This window comes from Rathayibacter sp. AC182, from assembly GCF_979253875.1.
This window is the reverse complement of the sequence record NZ_CEEDEK010000006.1, coordinates 137,920-150,521: the sequence shown is the minus strand read 5'-3', so window position 1 is coordinate 150,521 and position 12,602 is coordinate 137,920. Positions and strand designations below refer to the sequence as shown.

Here is a 12,602-nt window from a genome sequence, read left to right as displayed (position 1 = left end):
GGAGAAGATCTGTCATGACTCCGACCCGCAGAGCCTTCCATGCTGACCCGACCTGGCAAGCTCGTCCGCTCCGACCTCTCCCAGCGGTGCTTCCAACCGTGACACCGCCAATGGGGTGGCCCGCTCGCGTGGGCGCTCTCGGCGCAGTAGCCGGCTAGGTCGGAAGCGAGGCTGCAGGGGCGCAAGCGGGAATCTGTATGTGACCGCCTACGCCGAGTAGGCGCCACCGATCAATCAGAGAACGGCGCCACCGAGCAAGCAACCCCACACCGCCGTGCATCGGCGTGGGCGGCAGCGTCCCGTAAGACCCGCCCGGTGAAATGCCCGGTGACGGGACGGCTATCGGGACACTGGAACAGTGGATCAGACGGCGATGCTGCGCACCCGCGCCGAAGTGCTCGACGACCTCGAGCAGCAACTGCGTTCCGAGGCCGATGTTGTGGGGGAGCGGATCGTGCGGACGGAGAACGGCTTCCGGCTGCAGGAGACGGAGACCTGCACGGTCGAAGTGTGGAAGATGCTGTTCAACTGGCGTCTCGTCGTCATGCCGCCGCACCAGCAGGTCGAGACGACTCACGGGTACTGCTACTTCGGCACCGGCCTTGAGAGCTTGGCCCGCGCGGTCGCCGCCGGTCTTCAGTGGGTGGATCCGATGAACACAGCTCCGGTGGGGTTCGACAAGCAGGCGTTCTGACCCGCCTTTCAACCTCGGGCGCCGCGAGCTCGTCGGCCTGAGGGAGTGTGAGCGTCCGGTAGAGGGTCGTGCGGCCGACGCCGAGCTTGGGTGCGATGGCTGCCTTGGGAGGTAGGCGGCGACTTCGGCGGTGCGCGCACTAGCGATGTTCACTTCGTGCAGGTTCTCGTCGATCGAAGATGTGACTCTTCGCGTGACAGTTCCAGCTCCCGCTCTGTAGAAGCAGCGCTCTGATGCTCCTGGGCCGTGCCATGACGGTCGTTACTGTGGGGGAGGCGCCTGCGTCTGCGGTGCAAGCGGATGAAGGGTGTTCGATCGCGTGGCTTCTCGGGTGGATCTTGTCGATGATCTGACTGGCACGCTGATCCTGGCCGGACGTGGTCGAACGGTGTGTTTTCCCGTCGATGATGACACCTACGAGATCGACCTGACCGCGGCGAACATCGGCTGCCTGCACCTCGCTCTCGCCCGTTTCGTCGACGCGGCACGGCCCCTGTCGGCAGTACAAGTTCGACCTCGCGTGACAGCGGTTGCTGCGAGCGCGGGGCGTAAGAGTCCTGAAATGTTGGCGGCGATCCGGCACTGGGCGCGACGCCACGGATACGAGGTTCCGCGGTCCGGTCGAGTGCCCTCCGACGTGCAAGCCGCGTACGACGCGGCACACTGACCCAGCACCGATCTCATAGGTCCAGTCGACCTCTACCTGGTGTGGCCAGCGGGTACCGCGCCTCGCGCGACCTCGCGCTCGCAACTCTGTCAACCATGGGCTGCCGCACGCTGCGAGCGCACCGGTCGGCTCGGACGCGGCAGCCGTGTCAGCAGTACGAGACTGCTCGCGTCGGAGGCTGGGTCTGCCAGCAATCTGCGATCCGGTCGGGGTCCCGCTGTCCATCTGTGTTCGGGCCAGCCCTGCAAGAGCTGGGCTGTGCACAGGTGGTCAGGAGGCGTCCGCGAACGGCCTAGCCCGACCATCACTTGCCTCGTCTTCGATTGACGGTGCGTGCGGTCGACTCGGAGGTGTGCCGTTGGTACTGACGGCGCAGTGGCTCCTGGGTGAGTGGCGACGAAGAAGCCCCCGCGAGCAGATGCTCGAGCGGGGCTACTTCGAGACGAGCGAGGGGGTCGCTGCGTCGCTAGTGACGTACTCGGTGGGCCAGGTGGTGAGGGCGTCGTAGGGGGTCAGCGTGGGTACGCCGTCGATGTCCTTGATGGTCATTCCGGGCTCAGTGAATCCGGCGGAGTGCGCGACCGCGGCGAGCACGAGTTGGGTCTGCGTGTAGTCGAGTCCGGAAACATCTTCGCGGAGGTCGACGGGTATGCCCTGCCCTAGTGAAGCGGCGATGCGGGCGACGCGCTGCTCGCCGCCGCTGAGCACGCCGATTTCGTAGCCGAGGCGGTCGAAGTCGACTGCGCTCGTCTTCCAGGCGTTATCGGTCCGGACCCATGGAGCGCCCGCGTAGACGAGGCCCGAGCGGATCAGCAGCTCGACCGCTGCGGCGAGCGGGTTCGACCCCTCAGCCCAGTCGCGGACCTGCGCGTAGAGCGCGTCGTTGTGGTCGGTCACGCGACCTGCTCCATCGAATCCGAGTTGACGCCGTCCGTCGATCCGGCAATGTCGGTGTCGCCGGCCGAAAGCCGGCGGGTGCGCGCCACTCGGGCGCGGGTCTGTTCGGGTCGCGGGACGCCTGTTGCGCGGAGTTCCTTCTCCGACCAGCCGCACGCGAGTGCGGCGGACCACGCCTTGGCGTGGCGGGTCTGCGCGTCAGAGAGAGCGGTCCGCGCGGTGTCGGTGTCGTTCGCTGCGCTCACGATGGACCGCACCGCTTCGACCCGCCTCTCGACGGTGGATTCGAGGAGGCGGCGAGCCGCCTCCGCTGCCTCATCAGGGTTCCGAGTCACGTCGTTCATACCCCGAGACTACCGAGAACGGCAGTCAAATGGGTACCGAGGAGGGTGCATGTGTTGACCTCGACCATGATCACACCTGTTTGGTACAGGGCGTATGAAGTCGTAGAGCAAGCTGTCGTCTTAGGTGTCCTAAGTTGCTTGCCGGTCTGGCGCTGCGCTGGCCCGGTGCGCATACTGGACGTATGGTCCCCGCTGGTTGGCGGGTTCGCTGCGCTGGGCCGAAGGACGGGGATGTGATGACGGAGTCGAGCAGATTGTTCGGTCGGAAGCGTCGTCCGAACGTTCCGCCGGAGCAGCGGCGGGAGAAGAAGTACGTCGTGCGGGTGTCCCCGGATGAGGATGCGATGTTGCGTGCTCGGGCCGAGGTTTTGGATGTGACGGTGCCGCGGTTGATGTTCGAGGCGGCGATCGATCCGCAGGTGAGGTCGGATGTGGAGTGGAAGTCGGTCGGTTCGGAGCTGATGCAGCTGCGGACGCTGATGGGGCGGCTTTCGAGCAACATGAATCAGCTCGCTCGCTTCGCGAACACCGAGGGCCGTTTCCCTGAGGAAGCAGTGCAGGTGGCGGCGGAGTACCGGGCGCTGGTGCCGCGGGTGAACGAGACGCTGCGACGACTGGCCGGCCAGTGATCCCGAACGTCACGTACGGCGGGGACATGGGCGGTCTCGTGCGCTACCTCGCGGGGGAGGGGCGAGCGAACGAGCACACCGAGCAGCACTTGATCGCGGGGGACCCGGCGATCATGGCGATGCATGGTGAGAGCGTCCTCGATCGGGCCGAGGCCGCCGCGATCGCGGCGGAGTTGAACGAGTACAAGAACTTCTTCGGCGTCGAGGTGACCCGCCAGGAGAAGGTGTTCGACAAGGACTCCGGTGAGCAGATCGGCAGCAAGCGCGTCGCCGCTGATGTTTGGCACTGCTCCCTCTCGCTGCGTGCGGAGGAGGGGCAGCTCACCGATGAGCAGTGGGGACGGATCGCGACCGATTTCGTGGACCCGGATGGGGTTCGCCGGCGAGTCCTCCTGGAAAGGCCGACTGCCGGTGGATCGCCGTGCGGCACGGTCTGTCGAAGAACGGCAGCGACCACATCCACATCGCTGTCTCCGCGGTGCGCGCCGACGGGACGAAGGCGCACGTCGCGTATGACAAGGCGCTTTCGCAGAGGGTCAGCCGGCAGTTGGAGAAGGAGTACGGGCTCGAACCGTTGCACGCGCCCGAGCGTGAGCTGGGGGAGCGCGGTGTGCAGCCAGGCGCGCGCGAGTCCGCGCAGCGCCGCGGCGCGCTGTCGAGGTCGACGCTCGCCGGCTCGAGCGCGCGGTCCGCTCGTCGGCATCTGCATCAGCGGATGAGGCGGAGTTCGTGCGCCGGATGCGTCAGTCCGGGGTGCTCATCCGCCCGCGCTACGCGGCGGGCCGCGACGATGTCGTCGCCGGCTACTCGGTCGCCTTGCGTCCCGGGAAGGGCACGCCGGTGGTGTGGCACGGCGGCGGGAAGCTCGCCCGAGATCTCACTCTCCCGGAGCTGCGGAAAGGTTGGCCGGACTCACCTCAGTCCGCGCAGACAGCGGTCGATGAGTGGCGCGCGACAGCGAGAACCCGTGGCGCTACGAGCCCGTTGCGCCCGGCCGCGAATCGGCCAGAGCTCTCTAGCGATCTCTACTCCTCCTACGCGGAGGACATGGGGGCGGCCGCAGCGACTGCCTGAGTCCGAGCGCGGACCCCGCCGATCGCGCGATCTGGAGCACACGCGGCCCGCGAAGCATCCGGCGCCTACGCCGCATGGTCGAGGCGCCTCGAGCCGACACCCGGGCCGCTCGCTGAAGCATCGCGGACCCTCGCCCGTCCCGCGCGCATCTGCGGGCGCATCGAGCCGACGCCGCGGCCGGCGGGGATGCCGTCGATGGCCGGTACGACGATGCTGATCCTCGCGACCGCCGGGAAGCGGAACAAGCGCCGCCGAGGAAGCCATGCTGCTGCGCCAGATCGTGCGCACCACGCGAGCGATCATGGACGCCCACAAGGCCGCCGGCGACGCCCGCCGCACCCGCGAGCGCTCGCCGGGACGATCCTCGGAACCAGCCGGAAGACGGTCCACGAGGGCTACAGCGCGCAGATCCTCAGGAAGAACGCCTCCGGGAGTAAGCTCTGCCCGAGGACACCCGCCGAGCGCGCGAAACGGCGGCAGGCGAGCTTCGCGACAGGGACTCCCGTCCCGACGAAGCTCACGAAGGCGGAGCCGAACGTCACCTCGGACCGCTGCCCCGCAGCGCGGCGCCGAGCCGCGCGAGCGCGACGGACACGACCGCTAGACCGACACTAGTGAAGCGGAGGAATCCACTGCGGCCGACGACGACGGAGGCGTGGAGGAGTCCACCAACCTCGTCCGCACTGGATCGCGCCCACCATCGCGATCCAGCTCGGCGAGAAGCTGGCCCGCGCGTACCAGGAGGCGATGCGCGAAGCGCAACAGCGCAGCGCCATAGCAGGCGCGTGAGCTCGCCGCCCGTTACGAGGGCGAGCGGGCGTCCGCACGGCAGGCGGTGACCGTCGTCAACGATCCCCAGTGGTGGGATCAGGCGACCGTGCACGACGTCGCCCGCGTCGCGGAGACGGCGGCGGCACTGGAAGGACGCGGACCTGCAGATCGCGTCCGCCAGCGCACTGATCGCGTCGGAGGCGAAGGAGCGCTACGGCGCCTACTACCGCCGAGCTGCAGGGCATCGCACGCGACACCCCGACCGAGCTGGACCTCGCGAAGCAGTGGGTTCTCCACCTGCCGCGCTCGATGGATACCACCGGACACGACGATGACCTGGCTGAAGATGCCCGTCGGCGACATCCGCGAGCCCAACCCCGGCGGAACGTGCGCTCATCGCGGACTACCGCGCGGCGGTCGCCGGCGACGTCCCCGCGCCCGAGCTGAGGTCGCGGAGGAGTGGAAGCGCGCCAACGATCCGGTCGGCTACCAGGATCACCGCGCTGGTGACAGCCGTCGCCTCGATGATCATGGCCGGGCGCAGTCGGCGGACCCGGCGGTGGCTGAAGCCGCCCGCGCGGCTCTCGTGCAGGAGTGGCGCACCGACCATGCCGGCGGCCTCACCGTCGCTGCAGGACGCCGAGCGGCACAATCCCGCCGTGACGTCACCGAGGCCCAGGTAATGATCGAGGAAGCCGACCGCCTCGACCGCGCCAATGACGCTTCAAACCAGATCACGGCGTCCGAGGTCCCCGTCGACTCCGCACGACGCTGACGAGCTCGAGCAGCAGGCCGCCCAGTACGACCGTGATGCAGAGCCGGCGGCACGCCCACGCAGATGCTCCGAGGAGCTGCGCAGCCTCGCTGCGGACGCCAGGGCTCAGGTCGCCCTCACCGCGACGACAGCGCGCTCCGCGACCCGGACGACGCTCCGGCGCCGACTGAGGAGGGGCGCGTAGTCGCGGCTCGATCCGAAGGGGAACTTGCGTACGACAAGCGCCGAGCGCCGTGCGCACACGGCAGCGACGATGCAGGCCCAGAACGTGCCGGAGGAGCAGGTGAACGCGCGGATGACGGTCGACGCATCCTTCGCCACTCCCACGCCCGCGGCGCGGAGCCCACGAAGCGCACGCGTGTCCCCTCAACTCCGCGGCAGCCGCGGCCAGGGGACTCGGATCGAACGATCCAAGCCAGGCCGCTGACACCTCGAAGCGGGCCTCCGACACCACCCGATCTCCGAGGAGCTAGGAAAGGCATCTCGCCAGCCCAGGCCGATGCTGCGCCGGTGGGCGAGGGGTTCGCCCCGCTAGCCGCGGCGGTTCCCCCAGGCGGGCCCGTCGAGGGCTGCAGTGATCTGCTCGGCCGTCGGTGACTCGCCGCCCGCTCTGCCAGTGGGAGGCCATCTCGCGGGTGTAGCTGGAGACGGCCATGGGGGAGCCGGTCTGGCCGCGGGCGAAGCGGACGGAGTGCTTGTCGTGGCCACCCCAGATGAGGATCCCGACCGCGGGTCGATCCAGATCGCGTCGCATCCGGTCGTCGACGACCGCGGCGGAGCAACTGCGCGTGGAGTCCAACAGCCTGTTGGACGCCATCCTCATCGCCGCGGCCGGCGCTTCGTCGCGGATCCGGGACAATTGCGGGATGACTGGACGCGACATCGAACCGCCGAACGGCTACGAGCCGTTCTTGCGTGTTCGCTGACGTCGCGCGTTCAGGACGCGCAGCTGCGCGCTCAGCGCACCGTGAACGCGCAGCTCATCAGCCTGTACTGGGACGCCTGGGTCGGCGCGATCCTCGACCAGCAGGCGAAGGAGCCGTGGGGCACGAGAGTCCCTCGGCCAGGCTCGCGGAAGACCCGCGCCGAGAGTTCCCGGCGATGACCGGTCTGTCTCGCAGCAACCTCTTCGGCGATGCGCGCCTTCGCCGCCGCCTGGCCCGACCGGGAGAAAGTCCCACAGGCTGTGGGACATTTGCCCCGGGGCCACGTCCGCCTCCTCCTCGACAAGCTCTCCACCCCTGACGCGCGCGGCGCCGGCCGCCGCCGCCGCAGCAGAGAGCCTCGTGGACACGGTCGATGCTGCTCAACCACGTGAAGAACCAGACCCTGGAGCGGGCCGGCCGGGCGCCGTCGAACTACGTCGACCGGCTCGCGCCCGCAGATCGCCGCTCGCACGGGAGATCGCGAAGGACCCCTACGTCTTCGACTTCCTCAACCTCACCGAAGATGCCGCCGAGCGCGACATGGAGAGCGCCCTCCTCGACCGTATCGCCGAAACTCTCCAGGAGCCCGGCACCGGGATCCACCTTCGCGGGCCGCCAGGTTCACTTCGACGTCAGCGGCCGAGACTTCTACCTCGACCTGCTCTTCTTCCACACCGAGCAGCTGCGCTACGTCGTCGTCGAGCTGAAAAAGGGCGACTTCGAGCCCGCGTTCACTGGCCAACTCGGGTTCTGGCTACATCGCGCTCGTCGACGAACGGCTCAGACGACCGAGCCACGCCCCGACCATCGGCATCCTCATCTGCGGGGACAAGGACGAGCACATCGTCCGCTACGCCCTCAGTCGGGCAGCATCCCCGGATCGCTGTGGCGACCTACACCTATGACGCGCTCCCCGACGCCGAGCGTCTCGCGTTGCCAGACGAGCGGCACATCATCGCCGCGATCGACCTCAGCGGAGCTGGGCAACACAGTCCCGCACAGCCTGTGGGACTGGCTGAGCAACAGTCAGTTGTGCCTCGGGAACTCGACCTCCGTCGAGGACGAGACCCCCGTCGAGCTCCTGCACGACAACGGCTACCTCGACGAACGCGCGAGCGGTCCGCGGCATCATGAACACCGCCGACAAGGCCCGCGACGGGATCTACCTCGACCGCGCAGGGCATGGCCGTGTGGCTTGAAGAGCGCCGCGACCGCCGACTGGGTGAACGCCCGCCCCGAACGACACCCGTCCCCAGTTCGTCCCCGAGACGTTCGTCACGTCGACCCAGACGCTGTACTTCGCTGTCGAAGGGAAGGCGCGCGGCACCGCCGGCCCCCTCGTCACCGCCCCGACCGCCGCGACGATCGAGGCCGCGGAGGATGCACGCGGCACGTTCCCGGGGCGGGCGCCTCGCGACGCCGCTCGCTGCCGTTCTCGATGAGGCCGCGAACGTCTGCCGCGTGGAAGGACCTCCCCGACCTGTACTCCCACTACGGCTCGCGCGGGATCCCGATCATGGCCGTGTTCCAGTCCTGGTCCCAGGGCGTCGGCGTGTTCGGGAAGGAGGGCATGCTCAAGCTGTGGTCCGCGGCGAACGTGAAGCTGTACGCGGGCGGAGTCGCAGAAGACGAGTTCCCTGCGCACCCTCTCCGAGCTGATCGGCAACCTACGACAAAGCAGACCACCTCCGCCAGCTAACAACAAGGGCGTCCGCTCCACCACCCGGCGCTACGGCGAGAGGAAAATCCTCGAAGTCGCCGACCTCACCAGCATGGGCCGCGGACGCGCGATCATGCTCTCCTCCGGCGCCCGCGCCGCCCTCGTCGACACCGTGCCCCTGGTACAACGGCCCCAAGGAGCAGGTCGCCGCGATCAACGCCTCCATCGCCGCCCACGACGCCAGCAGCGGACTCAGCGAACGCCGCACCCGTCTCGCCTCGTCGTGACGGTCATGCCTCCGCGCCAGGCTCAGCCTGCGGCGGACGTCGACGCAGACCAGGACGCGACTCTCCCGCGGTGAGCAAATGAGCGACGAGGACCTGTTCGATGTCGACACGGATGCGCTCTCGGCTCCGGCCTCGACCCGTCAGCCTGCACCCCGTCGAGGTGGAGGACGTCGACGAGGAAGAGGGGCCGGCGACGTACTTCGGATCCGCCGACGAGTGGGTCCGCAAGTTCCTCCGACCCTCCCACGCGGCGCCGGGTGACGGCCAAGGGCCAGGCCGCCGGCGACCGGTGGGCGGCTGAGCGGCGGAGCAGTGTCGAGGCGCTGACCCGCATCGAAGCCTCTGGCGGGATGTGGGAGGAGATTCGAACGAGCGCCGGGTCTTTGAGCGCCTACTGGATTAATCATCTGATCCGCACATGCGAGTCCTACTCTCACCCAACGGCCCCTTCGCGACGTCGACGGACGAGAACCGGCCAGGCGACATGCTTCCCTTACGCCAAGCCCCGCCGACCGGGATGTTCCCGCCGGACGAGCAGGGCTGACAACGGCCGACGACGAGGCACCCGCGGACTGACTTAGACCGATCAATTGGAGCCATGGCCGTGGGGCCACTGATCGAGTAAGTGATGGTCGGGAGCACAGCCGCCATCTGCCGGCGAGACGGACCATGCCAGTCGCCCACCGCGGGGCCAGTCGGACGAGGCAGTCCAGGAGGCGCGCGGTCACTTCCAACGAGAATCCGGAACTTGCCTTTTTCGGATCCCGTCGACGATGGCGCGCGCCGCGGCTTCTGGTGTGGTCGCTCGAACCTTCTTTCCCTTTGCATCGATCATCGCGACTCCGGAGTTGCCGGTGAGATTCGTCGAGATGTTGCCGGGGAAGATGGTCGAGACGGTGAGGCCGGTGCCGAGCGCTTCCGCGCACAGCCCCTCGCTGAACTGCTTGACGGCGCCCTTGCTGGCTCCGTAGAAGGTCTGGCTGGCGAAGGGGATGAGCGCTGAGAGGCTCGACATGTTGACCAGTACGGAGGTCACGGGCTTTCAAGGTCGGCAGGAATTCCCGGCAGACGCTGGACCGTGCCCCAGAAGTTGACGCCCATGACACGCTCGGTCACGTCGATGGAAAGTTCCTCGAACGGGGCGAACCTGCGCGGATGATGCCAGCGATGTTGATCAAGCCGTCGAGGTGAGTGTGCCGAGCGAGAACCTCGTGGCGCAGCGCCGCGACGGCAGCCGTGTCCGTGACGTTCGCCAGTGTGAACGCTCAGACGATCGGCTGTGGTCCGCGCGAGCGTGCGGGTCTCGGTGAGTCCGCTTTCGTTCAGGTCGACCGCTGCGACGTGGCCGCCTCTTCGGAGAATCTCGGAGGGCGACCCGCCTCGCCCATTCCGTTGCCGCCGCCTGTGATGACGAAGACTTTGTTCTGAATCTGCATGTTCGGTCTCCCTCAGGCGCCGGAGCGCGACGCGGCCCGGCCGTGTGCGTCGGGACGGTTCCACGGCGTATGCCTTCGCCGGTGAGGAGCACGTCTGCCGTCGAAGCGATGTCCGCCGAGGACCGCCCTCACGAAGAGCTCCACCTGGCCGGGCTCAACGAGCCACCCTTCTCGCTTGTCCCAGAGGGCGAACAGAGTGGTGGGTATCTCGATCGAGAGGAGTCGTGTCCCTCCGCGCTGGAGCGACACACGGTCGGGAAGGCGAGAAGCGATGCGGGCAGGGCGGACAAGCCTCGCGCGTGGACGTCGTGCCCGTAGACCCGGACGACTTCCTCTCCGTCGACCTTGACCCGTGTTGCTGACGGTGAACGTGAAGCGGATGGTTCCGTCGGTGGGGACAGTGGGGGAGTCAAGGGTGAGAGCGCTGTAGTCGAAGCTGTCGTGTAGCCGAGGCCGTGTCCGAAGGGGTAAAGCGCACGGATGGATCCGTCGACGTATGCCGGCCCTTCGAGGCTGCGTCCGTAGGTGACGGGGGCGGCGCCGCTTGATTCAGCAGCATTGCGATGGGGAGGCGGGGCCTGTGCGGGGTCGGTGTCTCCGAAGAGCATTGCGGCGGTGGCGTTTCCTGCTTCTTCTCCGCCGAACCAGGTGGTGAGGATGGCGGGCACGCGACCCTGGCCATCCACCCCAGCGTGAACGGTCGACCGTGGCTGAGCACGACGATCGTGGGTGTTCCCGTTGGCGACGATTGCTTCCACCAGTTCGCGCCGCACTCCGGGCAGGGTGAGGTCTGAGCTGTCCAGGCCTTCGCCTACGTGGTTCCGAGGCTGTTGATGCCGGACTGGTCGCCGACGACGTGGACGATCGCGACTTCGGCCGGACTGGGCTGCTCGCACCGGCGTCGTCGCAGCCGGTGCGGTCGCCGCTGGCGATGCGGCTGCCGGGTGCGGTAGAGCACGTCGACGTCGAAGCGCCGGCGCGAGCGCGCGGCGGATGCCGTCGAGGAACGTCACGACCGGGACTCACCTCGACGAGCAGCTTCGCGTCGTCGGGACCGGCGCCGGCGAGTCCTTCGGTGTCTGCGGCTCGGGATTGAGGGTCGTTGGCGGCGGCGAATTGGACGGTCATGCTGTCGAGCACGTGGTAGCCGTAGTGCCCGAGCTGGCCGAGCGGACGGTCGGCGTTCGGGCCGACGACGCGGCAATGGAGGAGAGATCAGCCGGAAGCGGCAGTAGGGCCTCCCGCTGACGGGCCTCGTTCTGCAGCAGCACGATCGATTCCGCCGCGACCGTCTTCGTGCAAGCGCGCGTGCCTTCGTCCGAGTCGAGGGCCTGGCGGACTGCGTCGGCGTCGACGTAGGCGTTCTCGGAGAGACCGAGCTCGAACTTCGCCGCCAACACGCTGGAGACCGCAACGGTCGAGGGTGGTGCCTCGCAGCGCAGACCCTTCCTGGAGGGCCTGCAGGATCTTGTCCGCGGATGCCGCGGTTGGCGAGGTCGACGTCCATGCCGGCGGTGAAGGCCTGGGCGTAGGCGGCGGCGACGCCCTCGGCGGTGCCGCGCTTGGTGCGGAGCTGGGGGACTGCTTCGAGCGTCGGAGATGACGTAGGCGTCGGTGAAGCCGTACTCATCACGGAGCAGACCCGCGAGCAAGGATCAGTCGACCCTCGAGACGGGACTGCCGTCGAGGTCGTTATAGAGGGCGACACGGCGCGCGGCCCCGCCCTCGCGGATCGCCGTCTCGACCGGGCGCCCGTAGACCTCTCGGAGCTCTCCAGCCTTCCGGATGTTCGCCGCTTCGGCGCGCTCCGGGCCGCCGTCGCCGGGCACCGTATCCGACGAAGTGCTTCAGGGTGGCGCGATCACGGGGCGGTCGGGGACGGCCCCTGGATGCCACGCACGAAGGCCGACGCGATCTGGCCGACGAGGCAGCCGGTCCTCACCGTATGTCTCGCTCACTCGGCCCCAGCGCGGGTCCTGGGCGTGACGTCCGTTGCCAGCGGGGACAGCGCCTGCCGGGCGCCGAGGGAGACCATCTGGGTACCGATCGGCGGCGTGCCCATGCGCTCGATCAGGTCGGGGTTCCAGGTGGAGGCCTGGGCGATGGCTTCGGGGAACATCGTCGTGCACGCTGACCTTGAAGCCGAGGACCAGCGCTTCCTCGGCGAAGAGGACGGGGACACCCCGTGCGCGTCTTCTCGACGCGCACGCGCTGCAGGTCGTTGGCGAAGTCGCGCGCTTCGCGCGCGGTGGCATCCGCAGCTGTGAGCACAGGCTGGCGGTGACGACTCCCCAGCCGGTGTCCGGCGGGGTGCGCGTGTCGACCATCGCCCGTGCTAGGGGGATACCGCTGCGCGGCCTTCTCGGCGGCTGTCATGCGACCGAGGAGGTCGGCGACGTGGTCCGCGATGGGCGAGAGGCGTCCTGCGGTAGGGCGCGTTCT

The 12,602-nt window shown here is 68.4% G+C and carries 21 protein-coding genes; 10 read left to right on the top strand and 11 right to left on the bottom strand.

Features of this window, described 5'->3' with window-relative positions; translation table 11 throughout:
• Positions 1–373: 373 nt before the first annotated feature.
• Both AC0CII_RS25540 and AC0CII_RS25535 read left to right on the top strand, forming a co-directional pair.
• Positions 374–694 carry a hypothetical protein gene (locus tag AC0CII_RS25540; RefSeq protein ID WP_465231298.1) on the top strand — a complete coding sequence of 107 codons (321 nt, stop codon included), beginning with the start codon at positions 374–376 and terminating at the stop codon, positions 692–694.
• Between the two features lie 307 nt (positions 695–1,001).
• Positions 1,002–1,361, top strand: coding sequence for a histone-like nucleoid-structuring protein Lsr2 (locus tag AC0CII_RS25535; protein WP_465231297.1), 360 nt, complete (start codon positions 1,002–1,004; stop codon positions 1,359–1,361).
• A 432-nt stretch (positions 1,362–1,793) separates the two neighbouring features.
• Here the strand turns inward: AC0CII_RS25535 and AC0CII_RS25530 are convergent, their stop codons facing one another.
• Together AC0CII_RS25530 and AC0CII_RS25525 are read right to left on the bottom strand one after the other, a co-directional pair.
• Positions 1,794–2,258 (bottom strand): hypothetical protein, encoded by a 465-nt coding sequence (locus tag AC0CII_RS25530; protein ID WP_465231296.1) that lies wholly within the window; start codon positions 2,256–2,258, stop codon positions 1,794–1,796.
• A complete protein-coding gene (locus AC0CII_RS25525) occupies positions 2,255–2,602 on the bottom strand; it encodes a hypothetical protein (RefSeq protein ID WP_465228174.1) in 348 nt (115 codons plus the stop codon). The genes AC0CII_RS25530 and AC0CII_RS25525 overlap by 4 nt, the downstream gene beginning before the upstream one ends.
• Positions 2,603–2,838: 236 nt before the next feature.
• Between AC0CII_RS25525 and AC0CII_RS25520 the strand changes: the two genes are divergently transcribed.
• Positions 2,839–3,231: a plasmid mobilization protein gene (locus tag AC0CII_RS25520; RefSeq protein WP_104292870.1), complete on the top strand. Its 393-nt coding sequence runs from the start codon at positions 2,839–2,841 to the stop codon at positions 3,229–3,231.
• A gap of 43 nt (positions 3,232–3,274) precedes the next feature.
• Here the strand turns inward: AC0CII_RS25520 and AC0CII_RS25515 are convergent, their stop codons facing one another.
• On the bottom strand, positions 3,275–3,466 hold the full coding sequence (locus tag AC0CII_RS25515; RefSeq protein ID WP_465231295.1) for a hypothetical protein: 192 nt from the start codon (positions 3,464–3,466) through the stop codon (positions 3,275–3,277).
• A 99-nt stretch (positions 3,467–3,565) separates the two neighbouring features.
• On the opposite strand from AC0CII_RS25515, the gene AC0CII_RS25510 reads away from it, so the two are divergent.
• The gene (locus AC0CII_RS25510; protein WP_465231294.1) at positions 3,566–4,522 is read left to right on the top strand and encodes a relaxase/mobilization nuclease domain-containing protein; all 957 of its coding nucleotides are present in this window, start codon (positions 3,566–3,568) and stop codon (positions 4,520–4,522) included.
• A gap of 618 nt (positions 4,523–5,140) precedes the next feature.
• On the top strand, positions 5,141–5,851 hold the full coding sequence (locus AC0CII_RS25505) for a hypothetical protein (RefSeq protein WP_465231293.1): 711 nt from the start codon (positions 5,141–5,143) through the stop codon (positions 5,849–5,851).
• Positions 5,852–6,320: 469 nt separating this feature from the next.
• Here AC0CII_RS25505 and AC0CII_RS25500 read toward each other — a convergent pair whose 3' ends face one another.
• On the bottom strand, positions 6,321–6,605 hold the full coding sequence (locus AC0CII_RS25500; protein ID WP_465231292.1) for a hypothetical protein: 285 nt from the start codon (positions 6,603–6,605) through the stop codon (positions 6,321–6,323).
• Positions 6,606–6,639: 34 nt separating this feature from the next.
• Between AC0CII_RS25500 and AC0CII_RS25495 the strand changes: the two genes are divergently transcribed.
• The 5 genes from AC0CII_RS25495 to AC0CII_RS25475 all read left to right on the top strand — a co-directional run bounded on the left by AC0CII_RS25495 (position 6,640) and on the right by AC0CII_RS25475 (position 9,025).
• Positions 6,640–6,777: a hypothetical protein gene (locus tag AC0CII_RS25495; RefSeq protein ID WP_465231291.1), complete on the top strand. Its 138-nt coding sequence runs from the start codon at positions 6,640–6,642 to the stop codon at positions 6,775–6,777.
• A 41-nt stretch (positions 6,778–6,818) separates the two neighbouring features.
• Complete coding sequence (locus tag AC0CII_RS25490; RefSeq protein ID WP_465231290.1) at positions 6,819–6,956, top strand: hypothetical protein; 138 nt, start codon at positions 6,819–6,821, stop codon at positions 6,954–6,956.
• Positions 6,957–7,150: 194 nt separating this feature from the next.
• Complete coding sequence (locus AC0CII_RS25485; RefSeq protein WP_465231289.1) at positions 7,151–8,476, top strand: PDDEXK nuclease domain-containing protein; 1,326 nt, start codon at positions 7,151–7,153, stop codon at positions 8,474–8,476.
• A gap of 73 nt (positions 8,477–8,549) precedes the next feature.
• Complete coding sequence (locus AC0CII_RS25480) at positions 8,550–8,798, top strand: hypothetical protein (RefSeq protein ID WP_465231288.1); 249 nt, start codon at positions 8,550–8,552, stop codon at positions 8,796–8,798.
• Positions 8,799–8,824: 26 nt separating this feature from the next.
• A complete protein-coding gene (locus AC0CII_RS25475) occupies positions 8,825–9,025 on the top strand; it encodes a hypothetical protein (RefSeq protein WP_465231287.1) in 201 nt (66 codons plus the stop codon).
• A gap of 423 nt (positions 9,026–9,448) precedes the next feature.
• On the opposite strand, the gene AC0CII_RS25470 is transcribed toward AC0CII_RS25475, so the two are convergent.
• From AC0CII_RS25470 to AC0CII_RS25440, 7 genes are all read right to left on the bottom strand, one after another.
• Positions 9,449–9,760 (bottom strand): SDR family NAD(P)-dependent oxidoreductase, encoded by a 312-nt coding sequence (locus AC0CII_RS25470; RefSeq protein ID WP_465231286.1) that lies wholly within the window; start codon positions 9,758–9,760, stop codon positions 9,449–9,451.
• Positions 9,761–10,172: 412 nt separating this feature from the next.
• Positions 10,173–10,355, bottom strand: coding sequence for a hypothetical protein (locus AC0CII_RS25465; RefSeq protein WP_465231335.1), 183 nt, complete (start codon positions 10,353–10,355; stop codon positions 10,173–10,175).
• On the bottom strand, positions 10,289–10,963 hold the full coding sequence (locus AC0CII_RS25460; RefSeq protein ID WP_465231334.1) for a glycoside hydrolase family 3 protein: 675 nt from the start codon (positions 10,961–10,963) through the stop codon (positions 10,289–10,291). The genes AC0CII_RS25465 and AC0CII_RS25460 overlap by 67 nt, the downstream gene beginning before the upstream one ends.
• Positions 10,964–10,971: 8 nt before the next feature.
• On the bottom strand, positions 10,972–11,118 hold the full coding sequence (locus AC0CII_RS25455) for a hypothetical protein (RefSeq protein ID WP_465231344.1): 147 nt from the start codon (positions 11,116–11,118) through the stop codon (positions 10,972–10,974).
• 166 nt (positions 11,119–11,284) lie between these two features.
• Positions 11,285–11,812 (bottom strand): hypothetical protein, encoded by a 528-nt coding sequence (locus AC0CII_RS25450; RefSeq protein WP_465231285.1) that lies wholly within the window; start codon positions 11,810–11,812, stop codon positions 11,285–11,287.
• Positions 11,813–11,815: 3 nt separating this feature from the next.
• Positions 11,816–11,989 (bottom strand): hypothetical protein, encoded by a 174-nt coding sequence (locus AC0CII_RS25445; RefSeq protein ID WP_465231284.1) that lies wholly within the window; start codon positions 11,987–11,989, stop codon positions 11,816–11,818.
• A 125-nt stretch (positions 11,990–12,114) separates the two neighbouring features.
• Positions 12,115–12,279, bottom strand: a complete 165-nt coding sequence (locus AC0CII_RS25440; protein ID WP_465231283.1) for a hypothetical protein — start codon at positions 12,277–12,279, stop codon at positions 12,115–12,117.
• Positions 12,280–12,602 lie beyond the last annotated feature (323 nt).